The organism is Streptomyces sp. NPDC093546, from assembly GCF_044765045.1.
Lineage (GTDB): Bacteria > Actinomycetota > Actinomycetes > Streptomycetales > Streptomycetaceae > Streptomyces.
The window spans coordinates 112,254-135,483 of record NZ_JBIWJG010000011.1; the positions used below are offsets into that span (position 1 = coordinate 112,254).

Genomic DNA, 23,230 nt, shown 5'->3' on the forward strand with positions numbered 1-23,230 from the left:
GCGGCGCATGCCCTCTCTTCTGAGCAACCGGCTGGCGAAGCGGGTGCTGAAGCCCGCGTTCGCCCTGGTCGAGCAGCGCCTGGAGCGCGCCACGACGGCGTTGCAGTCGGACCTGGACGCCCTGCACCACGAGGTGGCGGACCTGCGGCGGCAGAGCTACGGGCTCGGGCTGCTCCTCGACCGGGCCGGGCGGGACGGCGACCGGATGCCCACCGCGACACAGGTCGACGCGCTGGTGCGCGAGGTCGGCGCCGTCACCGGGGAGCGCGGCGAGCGCGTGCGGCACGACATCACCGTCGCGTACCGCCACCTGGTCGCGCTGGAGGCGCTCGGGGCCGGCGGGCTCGGCGGGTCCGTGTCCGACGTGTGCGGACGGCTCGCGGCCGTGCCGCTGCTCGCGCCGCCGAACGGCGAGGTCCTCGAAATCGGCACCCGGCACGGCCTATTCGCGGCGGCGCTGCGGCGCATGCTCCAGCGCGGCGGCCTCGACGCGCGGCTGACGGTCGTCGACCCGCTGGACGGCGCGCCCGCCCGCGAGGACGTCGTACGCGGAAACCTGGCGCTCGGCGGCGGGCGCCCGGCGGACGACGCGGCGCGGCTGGTGCGCGGCTCCTTCGCGGAGGCGTGCGTACGGGACGCGGTCGCCGACCGGCGCTACGGCGTGATCGTCGTCGACGGCGACGGCCATGACCTGGCGGCGGTGCGGGAGCTCGCCGCACCGGGCGCCGTCGTGGTCACGGCCGTCGGCGGCCCGCCCCGCCCGGCGGGGCTCACGGGTCTGGGCCGGGTGGCGGACTCCGTGTACTGCCGGGCGGCCGAGGCGTAACGGCGGCTTACAGCAGCGTGGCGGGGGCTCAGGCGGACAGGCGCTCGCCGGAGCCTGCGTTCTAGAAGGTACGCATCTGCTGCTGGCGTTCCAGCGCGCGCCGCAGCTCCGCCGCCTGCGGGTGGTACGGCCCGTAGACCCGCTCCGTGTCGTACAGCAGGCTCTGCAGCTGCTGGTACGCGGCCGAGTGGTCGCCCGTCGCCAGCAGCAGGTGGCCGATGCGGTGGCGCAGGTCGAAGGCGCGGCCGGGGTCGGGCGCGGTGGCCGCGGTCGTGCCGCCGTTCTCGTAGTACGGCAGGAGGGCGCGGTATTCGGCGAGGGCGGCCGCGGTCTCGCCGAGCTGTTCCAGGCAGAGCGCGGCGTCGTACCGGAACTGGAGCGTCTGCGGGTCCGCCGGGCCCGCCTCGGCCGTCCGGTCGTCCGCGAGGCGCCGCAGCTCGGGCAGGGCGCGGCGGTACTGGCCGTCGTCCATCAGCGTCGTCGCGTACTGCTTGCGCAGGATCCGGACGACCGGGGAGTGCTCGCCGTGCTCGGCGGCGGCCGCGGGGAGGATGCCGCCGAGGATGTCCACGGCCTGGGTGATGCCGCCCTCGCCGAGGAGTCGCTTCACCTCGTCGACCGCGGCGGCGACGTCGGGCCGTCCGGCGGCGGTCGTCGCGACCGGCGCGACCGGCGGGCGGGGCGGGGGCGGGGGTGCGGCGGCACGGTCCGGCCAGGGCGCGTACGGGCGCAGGAAGGGGCGCGTCGGGTCGAGGGGCCCGGCCGTGACGCCGCGTGCGGGCAGCAGGGGCGCGAGGACCTCGTACACCTCCTGCGCGCCGGACGGCCGGTGCTGCGGGTCCTTGGCGAGCAGCCGCAGCACCAGGGCCTCCAGGGCCTCGGGTATCTCGGGGCGCAGGCGGCGCACGGGAAGCGGCGGCTCGTACAGGTGGCGGTGGAGGACGCCGAGGGCGGTGGAACCGGCGAAGGGCACGTTCCCGCTGAGGAGTTCGTGGAGCAGGACACCGAGGGCGTACAGGTCGGTGTACGGGCCGACGGCGCCGCCCATGGCCTGTTCGGGCGCCATGTAGGCGGGGCTGCCGACGGGCGAGCCGGTGTGGGTGAGGCGGGTGGTGTCGGTGTCGATGACGGATGCGACGCCGAGGTCGAGGACGGTGAGGGTGCCGTCCGGTTTCACCATGACGTTGCGGGGCTTGAGGTCGCGGTGGACGATCGGCACGGCGTGCACGGCGGCGAGCACGCCGCACAGTTGGGCGGCGACGGCGACGGCCCACTGCCAGGGGTACGGGTCGTGCTCGGCGAGGTGGTCGGCGAGGTCGGCGCCCTCGACGTACTGCATGACCAGGTAGAGGTCGTCGCCGTCACTGCCCGCGTCGTGGACGGTGACCAGGCCGGGGTGGGAGACCTGGGCGGTGACGCGGCACTCGCGCACGAAGCGGCGGCGCATCTCCTCGGCGGCGGTGGCGGCGGCCATGTGGTCGGGACGCAGCAGCTTGACGGCGACGCGGCGGTCGAGGCGGCCGTCGTAGGCCGTCCAGACCTGGCCCATGCCGCCCTGGCCGATGACGGTGGACAGTTCGTACCGGTCGGCGATGATCCGCCCGTTCACCGGCTGTCTCCTCCCGGGTTCCGCGGGTCTCCGGGGTTCCGCGGGTCCCTGCGGAGCAGGTGGCTGAGCTCGTCGAGCTCGGCGCGCACCTGGTCGATACGGGGCGGCTGGGGCTGGGGCTGCGCCGGGGGCGTGGGGGGTGGTGTGGCGGGCGGTCCGTATCCGTACGGCTGCGGCGGCATCTGCACGGGCTGCGGCGGGCCGTACGGGGGCAGGGGCGGTACGGGTGCCGCCGTGGCCCGCTGACGGTGGTGGATGTCGACGATCAGGTAGTACACGACGACGCCGACCATCTGCACCAGCAGCCCGGCCATGCCGACGTTCGAGATCCAGTGGTCCGCGAAGTGCTCTTCCAGGGTCACCAGGCAGCCGATGTTCACCACCAGTTGGCACCAGAACAGCGCCCAGTCCCGGCCCGTACGGCGCACGATCGCGATCCGCAGCATGGCCACCCAGGCGAGCATGCCGAGCGTCAGCACGATCAGGAGGCAGAGGATCACGCGCACGGCGATCACGCCCGCCGTCACGGCGGGACGCGGGGGCGTCATGGGCGCGTGCCCGTGCATACGTCGCTCCAGGGATGCGGATCAGAGGAACTCGAGCGTATACACCGACACCGACAGCCGCCCCAGGGTTGTACGAAACGGCCGCCCTCCTGATCGCTGGGTCACTCAGGTGACTCGGGCAGCACCGTGCCGTCCGCCAGGCCGTCGTACAGGCCCTGCACCAGCTGCTCGCCGAGCCGTCCCGCGAGGCGCAGCGCGTCCTCGAACTCCGCGAGGGTGCGGAAGCGTTCGCCGTAGCGGCGCTGCTCGGCCAGGGGCAGCCGGGGCAGGCGGAGGCGCCGTACGTCGAGCCGGGTGGCGGTGGAGGCGTAGCTGCTGGCCCGGCGGTTGTTGGCCGTGCCGCGCAGGAAGCCCGCGAGGAACCAGGGGTCCAGGGCGGTGCGGTCGGCCCGCAGCAGCTGGAGGTTGCGGCCGAGCGCGGCACCGGCCGTGGCGGCGTCGACGACGCGCGCGACGGAGCCGCCGCCGAGGACGGGGACGACCACGTCGCCCTCCTCGGTGAGCACCGGCTCTTCCGGGGGCCCGTCGGGGAGGGTGCCGGAGGGTGCCGCGCCGGCGAGTACGTCGTGCTCGGTGAGGACCGCGACCGGGTGGCCGGCGGGCGCCGTGCCGGTGCCGCCGGCGCGCAGCTGGAGGGCGCCCGCGCGGGCGAGTTCGCCGACCGTGGTGAGGGTGCGGGCGGCGCCCGCGGCGGACGGGGCGGGGGCGGCGGGCGGGGGCGTGAGCTCCATGGTGCGGCGCAGGGTGGCGCCGAGGCGTTCGCGTACGTCTTCGAGGCCTGCCGCCGAGCCGCCGGGGGCCGGGAGGGGCAGGTGGCGGGCGGGGGCCAGGTCGACGTCGTCGTCGAGCAGTTCGATGACGGGTACGGAGCGGCTCACGCCCGGGACGCCGGGGTGGTCGCCGCGGCCGCGCCAGGCGTCGAGCACGGCCGACTTAAGGGCGGGCCAGGGCAGTTTGTCCCGGCCGCCGTCCGGGACCAGGCCGGTGGTGTCGACGAACAGCAGTTCCGGGTCCGGGCGCTGGTCCGCGCCGGGCCGGCACAGCACCCACAGGTGCAGTGGGATGCCGTACGGGGGCGCGGCCCCGGCGGGCAGGGCGATCACGGCGCGCAGGGCGCCGCGGCGCAGCAGGTCGGCGCGGATGCGGCGGCCGGAGCGGCGGGAGGCCACGGCCGGGGGCATCAGGAGGACGGCGGTGCCGCCGTCGCGGAGACGGGCGAGGGCGTGCTGGACCCAGGCCAGTTCGGACTCCGTGCGGGCCGGGAAGCCGTACTCCCAGCGGGGGTCGTAGGCCAGTTCGTCGTGGCCCCAGTCGCGTTCGTTGAACGGTGGGTGGCAGACGACGGCGTCGGCGCGGAGCCCGGGGAAGGCGTCGGCGCGGAGGGTGTCGGCGGCGGCCGTACGGATCCCGGCCGAGCTGTGCAGGGCGAGGCGCAGCGCGGTGAGCGCGGCGAGGTCGGGGTCGGCGTCCTGGGCGTGGACGGTGTCCGCGCGGTCGAGGGCGCGCAGGAGTCCGCCGGTGCCGCAGGCCGGGTCGAGCACGGTCCGCGCGGAGGGGCCGGCGAGGGCGGCCATCAGCTCGGCGGGGCCGGGCGGGGTGAGCGTGTACTGGCGGGGATTGGCGTCCAGGTGCCGCCCGAGCAGGAACTCGAACGCCTGGCGCGCCCCGCCGAGCTGGGCGGCCAGGTCGGCGGCGCCGCGCAGCAGCGGCAGGGAGGGTTCGAGGTCGGCCGCCGTGGGGGTGCGTACGGACCGGGGGACGCCGAAGCGGGCGGTGAGCACCTCCTCCAGGGCGGTCGGCAGGGCGTCGGCGAGGCGGTCGTCGGGGAGGGCGGAGAGCTCCAGCCAGCCGGTGGGCCGCTCGTGGACGAGGAGCAGGGCGCAGCCGGCGTGGACGAGCGCGGTGAGGGGTCCGGCGGGGTGGGAGGTGAGCTGCTGCCAGACGCGCTCGCGCAGGGGCACCTCGGCGAGCTTGCCCTGGTCGCGCAGCCACTGCTCGACCTCGGCGAGGGCGAAGGAGGGGCTGGTCTCGGTGCCGCCGACGGGCTTGGGGAAGTCGGCGTGGCGCCGGCGCCAGTTGCTGACGGCGGCGCGGCCGACGCCGGCGAGCCGGGCGATACCGGCGGCGGTGACCTCCGGTGCGCCTGCTGAGGCAGCGGCTGCTGCGGCTGCTGCGGCTGCCGTGCCTGTTGTGCCCGCCGTGCCTGCTGTGCCTGCTGCGCGCTCCTGCGGCACGTGTCCGTCTCCCCTCATCCGCCCTCATCCGCACTGAAGGACCGAGCATACCGATCCAACGGTTCACAGTGTGAGTCGATCGAAATTCCGTGAACCGTGTTGACTCGGTTCACACGCTCTGCTGTGATTGACCCATCGAACAACGGAGCAACTCCAGCGCCCGGGAAGGTGCCACAGCCATGTCTCAGCCCATGAACGCCCCGCAGCCGCAGCAGCCGCAGCACGGCCGGCCGGAAAAGAAGCGCGGCTGGTTCGCCCGCCACAAGGTGCTCACCGGCCTCGGCGCGGTCGTCGTGGTCGTCGCGGTGGCCTCCGCGGTCGGCTCGGGCGGTGACGACGCGTCCCCCAAGACGGCCTCGGGCGACACCAAGGGCAAGCAGGAGCAGCAGGCCAAGCCGCAGGAAGAGGCGAAGAAGGCCGCCTCGATCGCCGGCGACGGCGACCACGAGGTCGGCAAGGACGTCCAGCCCGGCCTGTACCGCACCAGCGGCAACGAGGACGGCCTCTGCTACTGGGAGCGCGCCAAGGACTCCACCGGCGAGACCGACTCCATCCTCGCCAACGACAACGTCACCGGCACGAGCTACGTGCTGCTCAAGGCGAGCGACAAGGTCTTCAAGTCCAACGGCTGCAAGGACTGGGAGGCCGTCGACGAGAAGGCCGCCGGGACGCCGAAGTCGGAGGCGAAGGGCGACGGCGGCATGTTCAAGGTGGGCGCGGACCTCGCCCCCGGCACGTACAAGTCCACGGGCAACGAGGACGACACGTGTTACTGGGAGCGCGCGAAGGACGCCTCCCACAACACGGACGCCATCCTCGCGAACGACAACGTCTCCGGCACGGCCATCGTGAAGATCACCGCGACCGACGGGTACTTCAAGACGACGGGCTGCAAGGACTGGGTCAAGACCGGCTGACGCTCGCCCTGACGGCCCCCGTCCCACAGGGCGGGACGGTCCCGAGGGTCACCTGACCGTCCACCAGGCATTCGAGCAGTACCCGTCCACCCAGCGGATGGATCCAGAGATGCGGCTCGACGTCCAGGAGGTCGCGCGCGTGCGCGACCGCCAGCTCCGCGGACAGCACCACCGTCGGCAGGACGAGGTTGCCCCACTGGACCGCGACGAGCGCGCCCGCCGCCACCTCGGGGGCGAGCAGTTCGGCGGCCAGCCGGGCCCACCCGTCCTCGTCGTCCCACCAGCGGCGCTCCCGCACGGAGCCGGCGCTCCAGTCCAGCCGGTCACCGGACAGGGCCGGGAACAGTCCGAGGGTCGCGGCCGCGACGCTCCTGCTGTCCTCCCGGTCCAGGAGCATGACGTCCTCGCCGTTCCGGAGGAAGCCGGGCAGGAGGTCCGGCCGGCTTCCACGGAGGTGGTCCGCGGGGGTGTCCGCGGCCCTCACTCCCGCTCCACCACGACCTCCAGCGCCGCGTCCCGCACGTCCGCCACCGGGTGCCGGCGCAGTGTGCGCAGGGGGGCGGGCCAGCCGAGGCGGACGCCGAGGGTGCCGACCAGGGCGACGGCCAGCAGCCCGGCGCCCGGGTCGCCCGCCGCCGTGCACCGCTCGGCCGCGGCCAGCGCCACCGCCGGGTCCTGCGCGCGGTGCGTGACCGCGACGCGGGAGACCAGCCGGTCGGCGGTCCGGGCCGCGAGCGCCGGCCTGCCGTCCACCGCGTCGGCCACGGCGCGCAGCCGGGCCGTCAGCTCGGACGGCTCCGCGTCGAGGTCCACGAGTGTCACGAGGAGCCGCGCCCGGGCGCCGGCCAGGGACGGCTCGGCGGCCAGCTGCGCGGCGACCGCCTCCACCACGGGGCGGGCCCCGGGCCCCCGGCCCTGGTCCGCGGGCAGGTTCTCCACCAGGGTCGACAGCCGCTGACGGGCCGGCAGGTCGCGGTCCTCCAGCGCCTCGTACTCCCCGGCCGCGACGGCCGTGAGCAGCCGGGCGACCGTGTCGTGCAGCAGGCTCCCCGGCGCCGCGCCGCCCAGCGGGTGGGGCAGGCCGGAGACGGCCAGCATCGCGACGGCCTGCGCGGCGCTGCGCCAGAGGCTGTGCCAACCACCCGTTCTGGTGCGCTCCTCCAGCGCGGTGACCGTGCCGAGCAGGACATCCGCCACCTCGGGTGCGTCCCCGGCCCAGAGCGGCAGCTTCTCCAGCGCGGCCGCCGCGGCGGCACTGTGCGCGGACCGGCACACCTGCCCCACCAGCCGCGCGTACCGGGCCCGGTGGACCGCCGGCACAGCCCCGTGTTCCGCCCCCACCAGCGCCCGCAGCACCTGCTCGGCGCCGTCGCGCGCGGCCTCCGTGAGCACCGCCCAGGCCTCCTCGCGGCCGAGGAGCTCGGTGCTCGCGGCGACCACGGCCGCCTGGACGTCCGGATGGGCGCCGGGCGCGCGGTACGCGGCCGCCAGCAGCGCGGCGGCGCGGTGCGGCGGCAGGTGGCGGGCGGCGAGGCGGACGGCCTCCTTGCGGCTGGTCACCTTCACGCCGTCGCTCGCGGTGAGCAGGGCCCGCAGCCGCACGTCCAGTACGGACGGCGCGGCGTAGCGGGCGGCGCGCCCCGCGGCGTACACGGCGACGCGGGCGCGGTCGCCTCCGGCGTGCGCCAGCAGCACCGGCAGGGCGAGCTGCGGCTGCTCGGTCCACACCAGAGCGCCGAGCGCGGCCTCCACGAGCACCACCGCGGCCGGCCCGGCCTCCTCGCCCTCATGGCCCTCCTCGGCGTACCGCAGCGCCAGCTCCCGGCCGTGCACCGGCAGGGCGGCCGCCGCCCGCAGCACCGCGGCCCGCTCGTGGAGCGGAAGGGTCGCGTCCGCGACGGCCTCGGCGGCCAGCCGGGCCGCCGCCGCCTGCTGGCGCGGCAGCCACCGGTGGGCGTACCAGAAGGGGGGCAGGGGGCGGCGCGTGCCGGGCTTGAGGAACCGCCCGTACGGCGGGGTCTCGCCGATCAGGGTGTCGAGGAGGTCGGTGCGGCGGGCCGCCAGCACGTGGTGGACCGGCGGGAGGGCGGCCGCCGACGGTTCGAGGGCGAGGAGGCGCGCGACCCGCTCGTCGCGCGTCGCCGCGGGTTCGAGCCAGAGCCGCGCCGCGGTCTCGAAGGCGCTGTCGTCGGCGTTGACCAGGGCGTCCTCCAGCATCCGCTGGAGCGGCTCCATCCGGTGGGCGCGCGGCCCGAGCGCCTGGACCAGCGCGAGGAGCGGGCGGTGGTCGCCCTTGCGCGCGGCCGCTTCCAGCCAGGGCCGCAGTGCGTCGAAGAGGCGGTGTTCCTGACCGCGCGGCAGGCCGTGGTGGAGCGTGCCGAGGTCCCCGACGCCCACGTGCCCGGCGATCCGCTCCAGCACGGACAGGGCCCAGTCGCGCAGGACGGCCTCGCCGTCGGGCACGTGCGCGTGCGCGCGCAGCACCGCGAGGGCGAGGCGGCGCAGCGCGCCCCGGGCGCGCGGTGAACCGTCGCGCGCCTCCAGCGCGTCGCGCACCACCTGGTCGAGCGCGCCCGCGCACTCCGCAGTGAACAGCGCGGCGCGTACGCCGGCGAGCGCTTCGAGCGCCGCCGCGCGCACCGGGTCCTGCTCGTTGCGGAGCCGTGCGCTCATCAGGTCCAGCAGTTCACGGACGTCGGTCTCGTCGCCGGACGCGTCCACGTTGGCGACCAACAGCGGCCAGACCAGGGCCCGTTCGGTCGCGTCGGGCCGCCGCAGCGCGTCCAGCAGGTCGGGGCGGGCCTCGGCGACCGGGCAGTGGGCGAGCGTGTCCAGCACGTCGCTCCAGTACCACCCCTCCGCGCGGCCCTGGCGCGCCCAGTGGCGGGCCTCCGCCCACCGCCGCTCGCGCGGCAGCACGGCCAGCACGTCGTCCGCGAGGGCGGCGGTGCCGTCCGTGCCCTCCGTCGCCGCGTCGAGGAGGTCGCCCCGGCGCCCCGGCGGCACCACCTTGAGCAGCGCGGCGAGGTGCGCCGTGCGCCGCGCCCAGTGGCGGGCGAGCGCGGGCAGGGACGGCGGGTCGGCCAGCGCGATTCGCCGCAGCACCGCGTTCGGGGGCAGCGGCTCGTAGCGCTGCGCCGGGCGTTCCGGCGAGATCAGCCACCGTACGACGCGCTCGGCGTCGGCCTCCGCCAGCACGCCCAGCTTGTCCCAGAGCGGCGCCGGCAGGTGGCCGGGCCCGTACGCCTCCAGCAGCGCGAGCACCCGCAGCGGCCGGGCGGGCGCGGCGGCCGCGATGCCGCGCGCGTGCCCCTGCCACCACGAGGTGCGCAGATGGAGCGGCTGCGCGGCGAGGTCGCGTTCGGCGTGGTCGAGCACGGCGTCGGGGTGGCGGCGGCCGAGCTGTGCCCACGACACGACGGCGTACGCGAGCGCGGGCAGCGTCCGCGCCACGAACGGCGCCGAGCAGACGGGCAGCAGCCGGGCGGCCTCCGCGTCCCCCCACTCCTCGCGCAGCCGCTCCACCAGGCGCTCGGCGAGCGCCGTGCGCCGCCCCCGCAGGACGACGCGGGCGAGGGCGTGCCGGGTGGCCTCGGAGGCGTCGTCGTACGCCGCCTCGATGACCGCGTCCGGCAGCGGGAGCGTGCGGGCGGCGCGCAGGGCGTACCCGCGCACCACCTCGTCGGGGTCGGTCAGCCGCTCGGCGAGGAAGTCCGCCTGGCCCCCGGCCAGCGCGGCCAGTGCGGCGAGCCGCCGCGCGTACGTGCCCTCGACGCCGCCGAGACCGTCCCACTCCGCCAGCACCTCGGGCAGCCCCCCGCTGCGCGCCAGATCGCGGGCCGCGCGGGCGACGTGCCGCAGCCGCCGCGCGTGCGGGAGTGGTTCGAGGTCGGCGAGCAGCAGGGCGGCGGTGCGAGACATGGGGTGATTGTGTCCTGAAACACCCACCGCGCCGCACTGATTATCTGATGAGCTATCGGATGAGCTGTCGGATGGACCTCGCCTGTGCGGCGGTTCAGCCGCCCCCGCACTGCCGCAGCATCGCCTCCTTGTCCGCCGCGGTCACCGCCAGCTCGTACGCGGCGGCCACCTGCGAGAAGCGCACGGCGTACGCGCACCGGATCCGCTTGTCCGGCGGCAGCCAGGACGCCGGGCCGGAGTCGCCCTTCGCCGAGTTGGCGCGGCCTTCGACCGGGAGGAGGTTCAGCGGGTCGTTCGCGAATCGCTCGCGCTTGCTCTCCGGCCAGCGGGAGGCGCCCATCTGCCAGCTGTACGACAGCGGCACCACGTGGTCTATCTGCACCTCGGCGGCGTCCTGCTTGCGCCAGTCGATGGTCCGGCCGGTGTACGGGTCCGCCAGCGTCATCGCCATGACCACGCAGTCGGACCCCTCACGGAAGCGCAGCCGTTGCCCGTCGCGGCGCAGCAGGTCGTTGCGGGTGTCGCAGCCGTTGCGGGCCAGCGGTACGCCGTCGGCCGTGTCCATCCAGGCGTAGCCGAACTTGTCGCGGTCGTACCCGGTCTTCGGCCCGCGTCCCTTCACCGCCAGGCGTTCGAGGAGGCGGCGGGCCTCGGCGCGGTCGGCGTCGGAGGTCAGGGGCGCGAGGCCCGGCTTCGTACCGTCGGGGTTGTCGAGCGGCCGGGCGGCGCTCGACGAGGAGCCGGGGGCGCCCGACGCACCGTCGTCGGAGCCGTGGTCCGCGCCGGGGACGCACCCGGCGGCGAGTGTCGCGACGGCGGCCAGCAGCACGGCGGGCAGGACCCTTCGGGGCGTACGCATGCCCGAATCGTAGGTGGCGCACCTTCAGGGCGTTACACCTTGCCGATCCCGAGGGTGTTCTCGCGCGGCAGCACCACTGCCGATGCCCCCGGCACCGCGTGACACACGTCACGCGCACCCCGGCCCTCCGGCATGTCACATCCGGGCCGGGTCGCTCCGTCCCTGCTGTGTAACCGTCAACACGGCAAGGAGAACGCCATGGACGCCCGTCTCAACCTCTACGGCAGCCCCCTCGCGCCCAAGCTCGTGAAGCACCTCGGCGCGGCGGGCAAGGTGATAGCGGACTCGGCCCTGCCGGCCGCGACGCAGGAACTGGTGAAGATCCGGGCCAGCCAGATCAACGGCTGCGGCTTCTGCCTCGACATGCACACCAAGGAGGCCGCCCACGCCGGGGAGACCCCGCTGCGCCTCAACCTGGTCGCGGCCTGGCGGGAGGCCACCGTCTTCACCGACGCCGAGCGCGCCGCGCTGGAGCTGACCGAGCAGGGCACCCGCATCGCGGACGCGGCCGGCGGCGTCACGGACGAGGCGTGGGCGAACGCCGCCAAGCGCTACGACGAGGAGCAGCTCGCCGCGCTCGTGTCCCTGATCGCCCTCATCAACGCCTACAACCGCCTCAACGTGATCGCCCGCCAGCCGGCCGGTGACTACGTGGTGGGCCAGTTCGGCTGATCGCGGCCACGGCCGGGCGCAGCCCGGCCTGCCCCGGCCCGACCGCGCCTCACGACCCCAGGATCGTCGTCAGGAACTCCCCCGTCCACGCCAGCAGTTCACGGCCCACCACCGGCTTGCCGCCGATCTTGCCCGTGGTCGGGCGGGGGACCAGGATCTGGTGGGTCTGCGGCTTGATCACCGTGCGCGGGTAGAGGCGCTTGAGGCGCAGCTCCTGCGATTCGCGCAGCTCCACCGGGGCGAAGCGGATGTTCGGGCCCTGGAGGACGATCTCGCCGACGCCGCAGGCGCGGGCCAGCATGCGCAGGCCCGCCACCAGCAGCAGGTTCTCGACGGGCTCCGGGAGCTTGCCGTAGCGGTCGGTGAGCTCCTCGCGGACCGCCTTGATGTCGTCCTCCGAGTTCGCGGAGGCGATCGCGCGGTACGCCTGGAGGCGCAGGCGCTCGCCCGGCGCGTAGTCGTGCGGGACGTGCGCGTCGACCGGAAGCTCGATCTTGACCTCCAGCGGCGGCTCCTCCTCCACGCCGCCCTCCAGGGAGGCGCGGTAGTCCGCGACCGCCTCGCCCACCATGCGGACGTACAGGTCGAAGCCGACGCCCGCGATGTGGCCGGACTGCTCGCCGCCGAGGAGGTTGCCCGCGCCGCGGATCTCCAGGTCCTTCATGGCGACGTACATGCCCGCGCCCATCTCGGTGTGCTGGGCGATCGTCGCCAGGCGCTCGTGGGCGGTCTCGGTGAGCGGCTTCTCCGGTGGGTAGAGGAAGTACGCGTACCCGCGCTCGCGGCCGCGGCCCACGCGGCCGCGCAGCTGGTGCAGCTGCGACAGGCCGAAGTTGTCGCCGCGCTCGACGATGAGGGTGTTGGCGTTGGAGATGTCGATGCCCGACTCGACGATGGTCGTGGAGACCAGGACGTCGAACTTCTTCTCCCAGAAGTCGACCACGACCTGTTCCAGGGCCTGTTCCGACATCTGGCCGTGGGCGATCGCGATCCGCGCCTCGGGGACGATGTCCCGCAGCCGGGCCGCCGCCCGGTCGATCGACTCGACGCGGTTGTGGATGTAGAAGACCTGGCCCTCGCGCAGCAGCTCGCGGCGGATCGCCGCGCCGATCTGCTTCTCCTCGTACGGGCCGACGAAGGTCAGGACCGGGTGCCGCTCCTCCGGCGGGGTGGTGATCGTCGACATCTCGCGGATGCCGGTCACGGCCATCTCGAGCGTCCGGGGGATGGGGGTCGCGGACATCGTCAGCACGTCGACGTTGGCCCGCAGCTTCTTCAGCTGCTCCTTGTGCTCGACGCCGAAGCGCTGCTCCTCGTCGACGATGACCAGGCCCAGGTCCTTGAACTTCGTCTCGGACGAGAAGAGGCGGTGCGTGCCGATGACGACGTCGACCGAGCCCTCCTTCAGGCCCTCCAGCGTCGCCTTCGCCTCCGCGTCGCTCTGGAAGCGGGACAGCGCCCGGACGACGACCGGGAACTGCGAGTACCGCTCGGAGAACGTCCCGAAGTGCTGCTGCACCAGCAACGTCGTGGGGACGAGGACCGCGACCTGCTTGCCGTCCTGCACCGCCTTGAACGCGGCGCGCACCGCGATCTCCGTCTTGCCGTAGCCGACGTCGCCACAGATCAGCCGGTCCATGGGGACCGACTTCTCCATGTCCTCCTTCACCTCGGCGATGGTGGACAGCTGGTCCGGCGTCTCCGCGTACGGGAAGGCGTCCTCCAGCTCCCGCTGCCAGGGCGTGTCGGGGCCGAAGGTGTGGCCGGGCGCCGCCATCCGCGCCGAGTACAGCTTGATCAGGTCGGCCGCGATCTCCTTGACCGCCTTCTTCGCCCTGGCCTTGGTCTTCGTCCAGTCCGCGCCGCCCAGGCGGTGCAGCGTCGGCGCCTCGCCGCCCACGTACTTGGTGACCTGCTCCAGCTGGTCGGTGGGGATGTAGAGCCGGTCGCCGGGCTGGCCGCGCTTGGCGGGCGCGTACTCGACCAGCAGGTATTCGCGGGTCGCGCCCTGCACGGTGCGCTGCACCATCTCGATGTAGCGGCCGACGCCGTGCTGCTCGTGGACGATGTAGTCGCCGGTCTCCAGCGTGAGCGGGTCGATCGTCTTGCGGCGCCGCGTCGGCATCCGCTGGCCGTCCTTGCCGGCCGCCTTCTGGCCCGACAGGTCGGTCTCGGTCAGGACGGCGATCTTCAGGCCGGGGTCGATGAAGCCGTACTCGATCGAGCCGCACGCCACGTGCACGACGGACGGCGAGATGTCGGTGAGGTCCCCCTCGAGACGCGCGGCGATGCCCTCGCCGCCCAGCACCTCGACCGTGCGGGCCGCCGGGCCGTGCGCCTCCGTCACGAAGACCGTGCGCCAGCCGTCCGCCAGCCAGCCCTTGGTGTCGGCGAGCGCGCGGGCGGTGTCACCGCGGTACGACTCCGGGGCGTGCATGCCGAGCTTGAACGTGTCCTCGTCGAGCTCCTCGTCGGCGGCGAACGGCGACACCGACCACCACATCATCCCCAGCTCGCGCGCCCGGTCCCGGACGTCCGCGATGCCCCACAGCGACGCCGCGCCGAGGTCGATCGGCGCCTCGCCGCCGCCGGCCGTGGCCGCCCACGACGCCTGGAGGAACTCCTGCGAGGTCGCCACCAGGTCCGCCGCCCGCGTCCGCACCCGCTCCGGGTCGCACACCACCGCCATGGAGCCCTTCGGCAGGACGTCCAGCAGCAGCTCCATGTCGTCGACCAGGACCGGCGCCAACGACTCCATGCCCTCCACGGCGATGCCTTCGGCGATCTTGCCGAGCAGCTCGCCGAGCTCCGGGTGCTCCTCGGCCAGCGCCGCCGCGCGCGCCTTCACGGACTCCGTCAGCAGCAGCTCGCGGCACGGCGGCGCCCACAGGCCGTGCTCGGCGACCTCCAGGGACCGCTGGTCGGCGACCTTGAAGTAGCGGATCTCCTCGATGTCGTCGCCCCAGAACTCGATCCGGAGCGGGTGCTCCTCGGTGGGCGGGAAGACGTCCAGGATCCCGCCGCGCACCGCGAACTCGCCGCGCTTCTCCACCAGCTCCACGCGCGCGTACGCCGCCGCCGCGAGCCCCTCCACCACGTCGTTCAGATCGGCCTGCTGCCCGGTGCGCAGCGCCACCGGCTCCAGGTCGCCGAGCCCCTTGACCTGCGGCTGGAGCACCGAGCGTACGGGCGCGACCACGACCGCGACAGGGCCGGCCGCCGGGTCGTCCGCCGACGGGTGCGCCAGGCGCCGCAGCACCGCCAGCCGGCGGCCCACGGTGTCGGAACGCGGCGAGAGCCGCTCGTGCGGCAGCGTCTCCCACGCCGGGTACTCCACGACCGTGTCGGGGTCCAGCAGGCTGCGCAGCGCCGCCGCCAGGTCCTCCGCCTCCCGCCCGGTCGCCGTCACGGCGAGCACGGGCCTCCCGGCGTCCCGGGCCAGCGCGGCCAGCGCGAAGGGACGCGCGGCGGGCGGACCGACCAGGTCGACATTGCTCCGGTGGCCGTCGGCCGCCGCCTTCACCGCTTCGGCGAGGGCGGGGTCCTTGACGACGGCGTCGAGCAGACCGTGCAGGCTCATGGAGGCTTCCATCCCGAGGTATGGGGCCCCGAGGTGTGGGGCGAGGGGCAACGCGAACCGCCCGACACGTCTCACGGGCCGGGGGTTTCCAGCCTACGACGTCGTCGACATACCCGCGTTCGAAACGACCCCCCGACAAGTCCGGCCCCGGTGTCAACCGGAACCGCGCCCCCGTGCGTATACGTCACGGAACCCGTCCCGCCCCTTCCCTCCGTCCCCCTTCCCTCCGTTCCACCCGATTCCACCCGTGCCGCTGGGAGCCGCATTGACCGAAGAGGAGTTCCACGAGCTCTACGCTCACTCCGTCACGCGGCTCGTCGGCCAGCTGTACCTGATGACCGGCGACCTCCACGAGGCCCAGGACGTGGTCCAGGAGGCGTTCGTACGGGCCTGGGGGCGCCGGTCGCGGCTCGTCCGCGACGCGGGGCCGGAGGCGTGGATCCGCACCGTGGCGTGGAGGCTCGCCGTCAGCCGGTGGCGGCGCGGGCGCCGGGCCGCCGAGGCGTGGCGCCGCCACGGCGCCGGGCTGCGGGACACCGCACCCGCGGCCGACGCCTCGTCGGTCGCCCTCGTGGCGGCGCTGCGCACGCTCTCCGAACGGCAGCGGCGCGTCGCGGTCCTGCACTACGTGTGCGACCTGTCCGTGGAGCAGGTCGCCGCCGAGACCGGCATCTCGGCCGGCACCGTCAAGACGCACCTGTCCCGGGCCAGGGCCGCCCTCGCACCGCACCTCGCCGAGAACCTCGCCGAGAACCTCACCGAGGAGGAGCACGGTGTCTGACCAGCAGCACAGGGACGCAGCTCTCGCCGCGGCGCTGAAGCGGGCCGCCGACGGCGCCGCCCGGCGCGTCGTGCCCGCGCCGCCCGCCGAGGTGGCCGTACGGGGACGGCGGCGGCGCGGCCGTACGCTGGCCGCCGCGGCGGCGACCGCGGTGTGCGTCCTGGGCGCGACGGGCGCGCTCGCGGCGCTCGGCCTGCGGCCCGACCCGCCGGCCGTGCCCGCGACACGGCCGTCGCCCGCGCCCTCCACCTCGTACCCGGCCCCCATCCCCTCCCCCATCCCCTCCCTCACCCCGACCGCGTTCCCCTCGTCCGTACCGCCGCCGCCCATCGGGTCCCGCAACCCGTAAGCGACCCGAAGGAGTCCCCGACGCATGCATGGAGTCGTCGTCGCCCCACACCCCACCGGCCGCACCGGCCCGGTACCGGAGCCGATACCCCGGCCGCCCGCCCCACGACGCGACCCGGCGGGCGGCCGCACACCCCACCTCCTCGCACTCGCGCTCTTCGCCGCGTACACCACGCTCTCCGTGCTGCGGTACCGCCGCATGGAGACCCGCTCCTGGGACCTGGGCATCTTCGAGCAGGCCGTCCGCGGCTACGCCCACCTGCAGGCGCCGGTCGCCGACCTCAAGGGCCCGGGAGCCAACGTCCTCGGCGACCACTTCAGCCCCGTCACCGCCCTCCTCGCCCCCGCCTACCGGCTCTTCCCCACCCCCGTCACCCTCCTCGTCGCCCAGGCCGCTCTGTTCGCCCTCGCCGCCATCCCCGTCACACGCGCCGCGACCCGCCTGCTGGGCCGGGGAGCGGGCCTCGCCGTCGGCGTCGCCTTCGGGCTGTCGTGGGGCATCCAGCGGGCGGCCGACTTCGACTTCCACGAGATCTGCTTCGCCGTCCCGCTGATCGCCTTCTCCCTGGAGGCGGTGCTCCGGGCCCGGTGGCGGGCCGCCCTGCTGTGGGCGGCGCCCCTCGTCCTGGTCAAGGAGGACCTGGGCGCCACACTCGCAGCGCTCGCGCTGGTCGTCGCCTGGCGGGCGCGCCGCACCGCGCCCCGTACCGCCGTGTACGCGCTCGGGGTCGCACTCCTCGGCGCCGCCGCCACCCTCCTCACTCTCACCGCCGTCATCCCGGTCTTCAACCACACCGGCGGCTACGACTACTGGACCAAGCTCGGCGACGGGCCGGGCCCCTTCGCCGGTGCCGAGACGAAACTGCGCACCCTCGCCTGGATCCTGCTGCCCACCACCGGCCTTCTCGCGCTGCGATCCCCCCTCCTCCTGGTCGCCGCCCCGACCCTCGGCTGGCGCTTCCTGTCCGGTGACTCCCACTACTGGTCCACCGAGTGGCACTACAGCGCCGTCCTGATGCCGGTGCTCTTCCTCGCCCTCACCGACGCCGCCGACATCGCGCGCCGCAGCCCGCTCCCCTGGCTGCGCACCTACGGGGACCGGCTGCCCGCCTGCGCCGCCGCGGCCGCGCTCGCCCTGACCACCACGCTTCCTCTGGCGTCGCTCACCGAGGCGCCGACGTACCGCAAGCCGCCCCGGGCCGTCGCCGCCGAACGGCTCCTGTCCCGGATCCCGGACGGCGCGACCGTGGAGGCGAACGTCGGACCCGTCAGCCGCCTCGCGGGCCGCTGTCGGGTCCTGTGGATCGGTGACCCGCGCAACCCCGCTCCGGACTGGATCGCGTTGAACAACAGCTCCGGCTGGGTGCGCGACCCGCTCGCCTACGCCGAGCGGCTCCACCCGGACGCCCGCTTCCATGTGACGGGCACGGCGGCCGGCTACGTACTCCTCGAGCGCCGCCCCTGACCGTGGGATGCGGAGCCTGCGATGCCGGGGCCGGTGTTCAGTCGGTCGCGATCGCGTTCAGGACGTTCATCCGCCCCGCCCGGAAGGCCGGTATCAGCGCCGCGAACAGTCCCACGAACGCCGACCCGACGAAGACCGTCAGGATCGTCGGCCACGGGATGTCCAGCACCCCCAGCCCCTCCAGGGCCAGCAGTTTCTGCGCCGACGTGCCCCAGCCCATGCCCAGGCCGAGGCCCAGCAGGGCACCGAAGAGGGCGATGACCACCGACTCCAGCCGGATCATGCGGCGCAGCTGACGGCGCGACAGGCCGATCGCCCGCATCAGGCCGATCTCCCGCGTCCGCTCGACCACCGACAGGGCCAGGGTGTTCACCACGCCGAGGACCGCCACGATGATCGCCAGCGCGAGCAGTCCGTACACGATGTTCAGCAACTGCCCGACCTGGTCCTTCAGGTCCTGCTTGAAGTCGGTCTGGTTCTGCACCGTGTACTGCGGATAGGCGGCCAGCGCCTCCTTCAGCGCGGCGTACGCCTCGCTCTCCTTCCCGTCCTCCGCCTTCGCGAACATGATGATGTTCTTGGGCATCCGGTCGGCGGGGACGTAACTCTGCGCGGTCGTGATGTTGATGTACATCGCGCCCTTGTCGACGTTCGTGTCGTCCGAGGTGATCGCCGCGACCCTGAGCTTCGCGGCACGCTCACCGCCCTTGAAGGCGACGGTGATCGTGTCGCCGACCTTCACCCCGTGCTCCGTGGCGTAGTCGCTCCCCATCGACATGGCGTCCTTGCCGTACGCCGCCGACAGCTCGCCCCCGAGGGTCTCGCGCCGCAGATCGGTGGCGTACGTCGGGTCGGCGGCGACGAGGCGCTTCTCCTCCGTCTTCCCGTCCGGCAGGGTCAGCTTCGCGGGCACCGCCTTGTACTCGGTGACGTGCGCGATGCCGGGTGTCTTCTCCAGGGCCGCCTGCGCCTGCGGCACGATCGGCTGGCCCTTGGTGCTCTGGACGATGAAGTCCGCCCCGACCGACCGGTCCAGCTCGTCGGTCGCGGAGGCGACCATCGACGAACCGACCACCGACAGGCAGGCCACCAGCGCCAGGCCGATCATCAGGGCCGCGCCCGTCGCTCCCGTACGGCGCGGGTTGCGCAGCGCGTTGCGCTCCGCCATCCGCCCGACCGGCCCGAACACGCGCAGCACCACCACGCTGACGACGCGCACCACGCCACCGGCGAGCAGCGGCCCGACGACGACGAACCCGATGAGGCTCAGGACGACGCCGACGCCGAGGTACATCGAGCCTTCGCTCGCCTTGTCCGCCTGCGCCGCCGCGTACAGCGCCGCGCCGCCCGCGCCCGTCAGCAGCAGGCCCACGACGCCGCGTACGAGCCCGGCCTTGCCGTCCGCCGGGGTGCCCGCGTCACGCAGCGCGGCCATCGGGGAGACCTTGCCGGCCCGGCGGGCCGGGACGTACGCCGCCAGCACGGTCACGACGATGCCGAGGACCAGACCGATCGCCGGAGTGGTCCACTTGACGGTCAGGTCCTGCGTGGACAGCTCCATGCCCATGGCCGACATGAGCTCCATCAGGCCGATCGCCAGCCCCACGCCCGCGCCGACGCCGAGCACCGACCCGACGACCCCGAGCAGCACCGCCTCCACCAGCACCGACCGGTTGACCTGCTGACGGCTCGACCCGATGGCGCGCATCAGGCCGATCTCCCGGGTCCGCTGGGCGACCAGCATGGAGAAGGTATTCACGATGAGGAAGATGCCGACGAGGAAGGCGATCCCGGCGAAGCCGAGCATCGCGTACTTCATGACGTCGAGGAACCCGCCCACGTCCGCACGCCCGGCGTCCGCGGCCTCCTTCTGCGTCTGGAGCTTGTACGCCGCCCCGTCGACCACCGCCGCCACGTTCCGCTTCAGCTGCTCGTGGCCGACCCCCGCCTCGGCCTCCACCGCGATGTGGGTGAAGAGACCTTCCCCGCCGAGCAGTTCGCGCTGCGCGGTCGGCGTGTGGAAGTAGACGACGGCGGCACCGGGGTTGGTGACCTTGAAGGTGGCGATGCCGGAGATCTTCGCCGTGAAGTCCCCGGTGACGGCGATGGTGCGCAGCTCGTCACCCAGCTCGAGGTAGTGCTTCTCGGCGGTGTCGGCGTCGACCATCACCTCGGTGGGCCCGCGCGGGGCGTGCCCCGACGTGATCTCCATCGACCGCAGGTCGTTGCGCGTCCAGTTGCCGGCGATGGTCGGGGCGCCGGTGCTGGAGCCCATGTCCTTGTTGTCGGCGTCGACGACGGTCACGCTCATCGACACGACCGCGCCCTCGGCCGACGCGACACCCTCGGCCCCCGCCACCTGCCGCACCAGCGAGGCCGGCAGGGTCTCGGGCTTGCCCGTCTCCGGGATCTCGTCGTTCGCCGCCGCCGACTTGGGGCTGATGGTGACATCGGCCGCCGACGCCGCGAACAGCTTGTCGAAGGTGGTGTTCATGGTGTCCGTGAACACCAGCGTCCCGCTGACGAACGCCACCGACAGCAGCACCGCCACCGCCGACAACGCCATGCGTCCCTTGTGCGCGAGGAAGTTGCGCAGGGAGGTCCTCAGCACCGTCATGACGTCCGCCCCCGCGCGTCGAAATCCTTCATGCGGTCGAGGACGGCTTCGGCGGTCGGCCGGAGCATCTCGTCCACGATCCGCCCGTCCGCCAGATACAGCACCCGGTCCGCGTAGCTCGCGGCCACGGGATCGTGCGTGACCATCACGATGGTCTGCCCCAGCTCGTCGACCGACGTCCGCAGGAAGCCCAGCACCTCCGCCCCCGCCCGCGAGTCCAGGTTCCCGGTCGGCTCGTCCCCGAAGATGATCTCGGGCCGGGCCGCCAGCGCCCGCGCCACCGCCACCCGTTGCTGCTGGCCGCCGGACAGCTGGTTCGGCCGGTGCTTCAGCCGCCCGGCCAGGCCCACCGTCTCCACGACCCGGTTCAGCCAGGCGGTGTCCGGCTTGCGGCCCGCGATGTCCATCGGCAGCGTGATGTTCTCCAGGGCGTTCAACGTCGGCAGCAGGTTGAACGCCTGGAATATGAAGCCCACCCGGTCCCGCCGCAGCCGCGTCAGCTTCTTGTCCTTGAGCCGGGTGATCTCCGTCTCGTCGAGGAAGATCTCCCCGCTCGTCACGGTGTCCAGACCGGCCAGGCAGTGCATCAGCGTGGACTTGCCGGACCCGGACGGGCCCATGATCGCGGTGAACTGCCCGCGCGCGATGTCCACGTCGACGTGGTCGAGCGCCACGACCCGGGTCTCCCCCGCGCCGTACGCCTTGACGACCTGCCGCGCCCGCGCCGCGACGGCCGTACGCCCTCCAGTACCCCCGTGCCTGGGGATGGTCACAGCCGTTGTCACGGTACGTCTCCTATGTCGGATGCATTCGGGAATGCGTGTCCGGGTAGTCCGGCTACTCCGGGTACTCCGGATGCCTTGGATGCCACTGCTCTCGCTTGCCACTGCACTCGAGTCTTCCGCCCCAACAGGCCTCCGCGCATTGGGGCCTGGCGCAGTTTCGACCTGGGGTTTTCCCCACCCACGCTAGGGAGCCACCCCCCTTCCCCTCCTCCTCCGGCGGGAGGAACCGCCCCCGGGCCCGCGTACGGAGCTCCCCCTAGGGGTTCCTCGGGGGCTTCTCCATCCGCAGGCCGGATGAGAAGCTGAGCCGACGGATACATGCATAGGGAAAGGACCCGACTCGGTGACCGACGCGATACCCGACGCCGCGTCCCCCGACACGGGCCCCGCCGCCCCCGCTCCCCCCGGCCCCCGGAGCCGACGCGGCCCGGTCGTCGCGGCGCTGATGCTCGGCATGGCGCTGGCCGCGCTCGACGGGACCGTCATCGCCACCGCCGTACCGCAGATCGTAGGCGACCTCGGCGGCCTCTCCGTCTTCTCCTGGCTCTTCTCGGGCTACCTCCTCGCCGCGACCGTGACCCTCCCCGTCTACGGCAAGCTCTCCGACACCTTCGGCCGCAAGCCCGTCCTCATCGCCGGCATCGTCCTCTTCCTCCTCGGCTCCCTCCTCTGCGCCGCCGCCTGGAACATGGCCTCGCTGATCGCCTTCCGCGTCGTCCAGGGGCTCGGCGGCGGGGCCCTGCAGGGCACCGTGCAGACCATCGCGGCCGACCTCTACCCGCTCAAGGAGCGCCCCAGGATCCAGGCGCGGCTCTCCACCGTCTGGGCGACCTCGGCCGTCGCCGGCCCCGCGGTGGGCGGGCTGCTCGCCGGGTACGCCGACTGGCGCTGGATCTTCCTGATCAACCTCCCGGTCGGCGCGCTCGCCCTCTGGCTGGTCGCCCGCCACCTGGTGGAACCCGCCCGTACGCGTACGACGCGCACGGCACCGGTACGCGTCGACTGGCCCGGCGCCCTCGCCGTCTTCGCCACCGGAACGCTGCTGCTCACCGCCCTCGTCCAGGGCGGCGTCGCGTGGCCGTGGCTCTCCGCCCCGTCCCTGGCGTTCTTCGCGGGCGCCGTCCTGCTCGGCGCCCTGGCGGTCGTCATCGAGCGCCGCGCGGCCGACCCCATCATTCCCGGCTGGGTCTGGCGCCGCCGCACCATCGCGGCCGTGAACCTCGCCCTCGGCGCGCTCGGCCTGCTGATGGTGGCCCCGACCGTCTTCGTCCCGACGTACGCCCAGACCGTCCTGGGCCTTGGCCCCATCGCCGCCGGGTTCGTCCTCTCCGCGATGACCCTGTCCTGGCCCATCACCGCGGCCTTCTCCAACCGCCTCTACACCCGCATCGGCTTCCGCCTCACCGCGGTCGTCGGCATCACGCTGGCCATGCTGGTCCTGCTGGCCTTCCCCCTCCTGCCCCACCCCGGCGAACCCTGGCAGCCCGCGCTGATCATGCTGCTGCTCGGCGGAGCGCTCGGCCTCTTCCAGCTGCCGCTGATCGTGGGCGTCCAGTCCACGGTCCCCTGGTCCGAGCGCGGCACCACGACCGCGTCCGTGCTCTTCTGCCGCCAGGTCGGCCAGAGCCTCGGCGCGGCGCTCTTCGGCGCCCTCGCCAACGCCGTCCTCACCGACCGCCTGCCCTCCGGCGACCTCAACGACCCGGCGACGCTCACACCGAAGGCGGTGGACGCGGCCGTCGACCACGTCTTCACCGCCGCCGCGGGCGCCGCGCTCCTCGCCCTCCTCGTCCTGCTCGTCCTCGCGCCGCGCCGCTTTCCGGTTCTGTCGGCCGACGAGTGAACGCACCGCGCGCGTACCGCATCTTCCCTGGTGGCCGAGGCCATCGTCCGGACGGCCGCGGCGGCCGGTGCCGCCTGGGCCGTCCACCGCTTCCTGCCGGCGCGGCGCGTGACGCCGCCCGCCTCGTGCGACGGGGTAGCCGGGCCCTAGGGAGTGGGCTTTTGCCAGGGCGTGGGCGCGGCGGGGGCGTCGGCTCCCGCCGCGTAC

16 protein-coding genes are annotated in these 23,230 nt (G+C 74.1%); 7 read left to right on the plus strand and 9 right to left on the minus strand.

The window, feature by feature from the left end; all coding sequences use genetic code 11:
• Positions 1-7: 7 nt before the first annotated feature.
• Positions 8-826, plus strand: coding sequence for a class I SAM-dependent methyltransferase (locus tag ACIRNI_RS23430; RefSeq protein WP_403553946.1), 819 nt, complete (start codon positions 8-10; stop codon positions 824-826).
• 61 nt (positions 827-887) lie between these two features.
• On the opposite strand, the gene ACIRNI_RS23435 is transcribed toward ACIRNI_RS23430, so the two are convergent.
• From ACIRNI_RS23435 to ACIRNI_RS23445, 3 genes are all read right to left on the minus strand, one after another.
• Positions 888-2,435, minus strand: coding sequence for a protein kinase (locus ACIRNI_RS23435; protein WP_403553947.1), 1,548 nt, complete (start codon positions 2,433-2,435; stop codon positions 888-890).
• Positions 2,432-2,983: a hypothetical protein gene (locus ACIRNI_RS23440; protein WP_403553949.1), complete on the minus strand. Its 552-nt coding sequence runs from the start codon at positions 2,981-2,983 to the stop codon at positions 2,432-2,434. Before ACIRNI_RS23440 ends, ACIRNI_RS23435 begins: the two co-directional genes overlap by 4 nt.
• A gap of 119 nt (positions 2,984-3,102) precedes the next feature.
• The gene (locus tag ACIRNI_RS23445) at positions 3,103-5,118 is read right to left on the minus strand and encodes a class I SAM-dependent DNA methyltransferase (RefSeq protein WP_403554128.1); all 2,016 of its coding nucleotides are present in this window, start codon (positions 5,116-5,118) and stop codon (positions 3,103-3,105) included.
• Between the two features lie 296 nt (positions 5,119-5,414).
• Between ACIRNI_RS23445 and ACIRNI_RS23450 the strand changes: the two genes are divergently transcribed.
• Positions 5,415-6,152 carry a hypothetical protein gene (locus ACIRNI_RS23450; protein WP_403553951.1) on the plus strand — a complete coding sequence of 246 codons (738 nt, stop codon included), beginning with the start codon at positions 5,415-5,417 and terminating at the stop codon, positions 6,150-6,152.
• Here the strand turns inward: ACIRNI_RS23450 and ACIRNI_RS23455 are convergent.
• From ACIRNI_RS23455 to ACIRNI_RS23465, 3 genes are all read right to left on the minus strand, one after another.
• Positions 6,139-6,636, minus strand: coding sequence for a hypothetical protein (locus ACIRNI_RS23455; RefSeq protein WP_403553953.1), 498 nt, complete (start codon positions 6,634-6,636; stop codon positions 6,139-6,141). The genes ACIRNI_RS23450 and ACIRNI_RS23455 overlap by 14 nt on opposite strands.
• The gene (locus ACIRNI_RS23460) at positions 6,633-10,073 is read right to left on the minus strand and encodes a hypothetical protein (RefSeq protein ID WP_403553954.1); all 3,441 of its coding nucleotides are present in this window, start codon (positions 10,071-10,073) and stop codon (positions 6,633-6,635) included. The genes ACIRNI_RS23455 and ACIRNI_RS23460 overlap by 4 nt, the downstream gene beginning before the upstream one ends.
• A 94-nt stretch (positions 10,074-10,167) precedes the next feature.
• Positions 10,168-10,932: an HNH endonuclease family protein gene (locus ACIRNI_RS23465; RefSeq protein ID WP_403553956.1), complete on the minus strand. Its 765-nt coding sequence runs from the start codon at positions 10,930-10,932 to the stop codon at positions 10,168-10,170.
• A gap of 198 nt (positions 10,933-11,130) precedes the next feature.
• Here ACIRNI_RS23465 and ACIRNI_RS23470 point away from each other — a divergent pair, with 198 nt between their 5' ends.
• Entirely contained in the window at positions 11,131-11,604 is a 474-nt protein-coding gene (locus tag ACIRNI_RS23470; RefSeq protein ID WP_403553958.1) for a carboxymuconolactone decarboxylase family protein, read from the plus strand.
• A 49-nt stretch (positions 11,605-11,653) separates the two neighbouring features.
• On the opposite strand, the gene mfd is transcribed toward ACIRNI_RS23470, so the two are convergent.
• Positions 11,654-15,184: a transcription-repair coupling factor gene (mfd, locus tag ACIRNI_RS23475; RefSeq protein WP_403553960.1), complete on the minus strand. Its 3,531-nt coding sequence runs from the start codon at positions 15,182-15,184 to the stop codon at positions 11,654-11,656.
• A gap of 265 nt (positions 15,185-15,449) precedes the next feature.
• On the opposite strand from mfd, the gene ACIRNI_RS23480 reads away from it, so the two are divergent.
• From ACIRNI_RS23480 to ACIRNI_RS23490, 3 genes are read left to right on the plus strand one after another with little or no spacing between them, the layout of a single operon-like run.
• Positions 15,450-15,965, plus strand: coding sequence for a SigE family RNA polymerase sigma factor (locus tag ACIRNI_RS23480; RefSeq protein WP_403553962.1), 516 nt, complete (start codon positions 15,450-15,452; stop codon positions 15,963-15,965).
• Entirely contained in the window at positions 15,958-16,314 is a 357-nt protein-coding gene (locus ACIRNI_RS23485; protein WP_403553964.1) for a hypothetical protein, read from the plus strand. Before ACIRNI_RS23480 ends, ACIRNI_RS23485 begins: the two co-directional genes overlap by 8 nt.
• A 24-nt stretch (positions 16,315-16,338) precedes the next feature.
• Positions 16,339-17,778 (plus strand): DUF2079 domain-containing protein, encoded by a 1,440-nt coding sequence (locus ACIRNI_RS23490; RefSeq protein ID WP_403553966.1) that lies wholly within the window; start codon positions 16,339-16,341, stop codon positions 17,776-17,778.
• A gap of 37 nt (positions 17,779-17,815) precedes the next feature.
• Here ACIRNI_RS23490 and ACIRNI_RS23495 read toward each other — a convergent pair whose 3' ends face one another.
• Positions 17,816-20,395, minus strand: a complete 2,580-nt coding sequence (locus ACIRNI_RS23495; protein WP_403553968.1) for an ABC transporter permease — start codon at positions 20,393-20,395, stop codon at positions 17,816-17,818.
• Entirely contained in the window at positions 20,392-21,180 is a 789-nt protein-coding gene (locus tag ACIRNI_RS23500) for an ABC transporter ATP-binding protein (protein ID WP_403553969.1), read from the minus strand. The genes ACIRNI_RS23495 and ACIRNI_RS23500 overlap by 4 nt, the downstream gene beginning before the upstream one ends.
• Positions 21,181-21,502: 322 nt before the next feature.
• On the opposite strand from ACIRNI_RS23500, the gene ACIRNI_RS23505 reads away from it, so the two are divergent.
• Entirely contained in the window at positions 21,503-23,023 is a 1,521-nt protein-coding gene (locus ACIRNI_RS23505) for an MFS transporter (RefSeq protein ID WP_403554130.1), read from the plus strand.
• Positions 23,024-23,230: the final 207 nt, after the last annotated feature.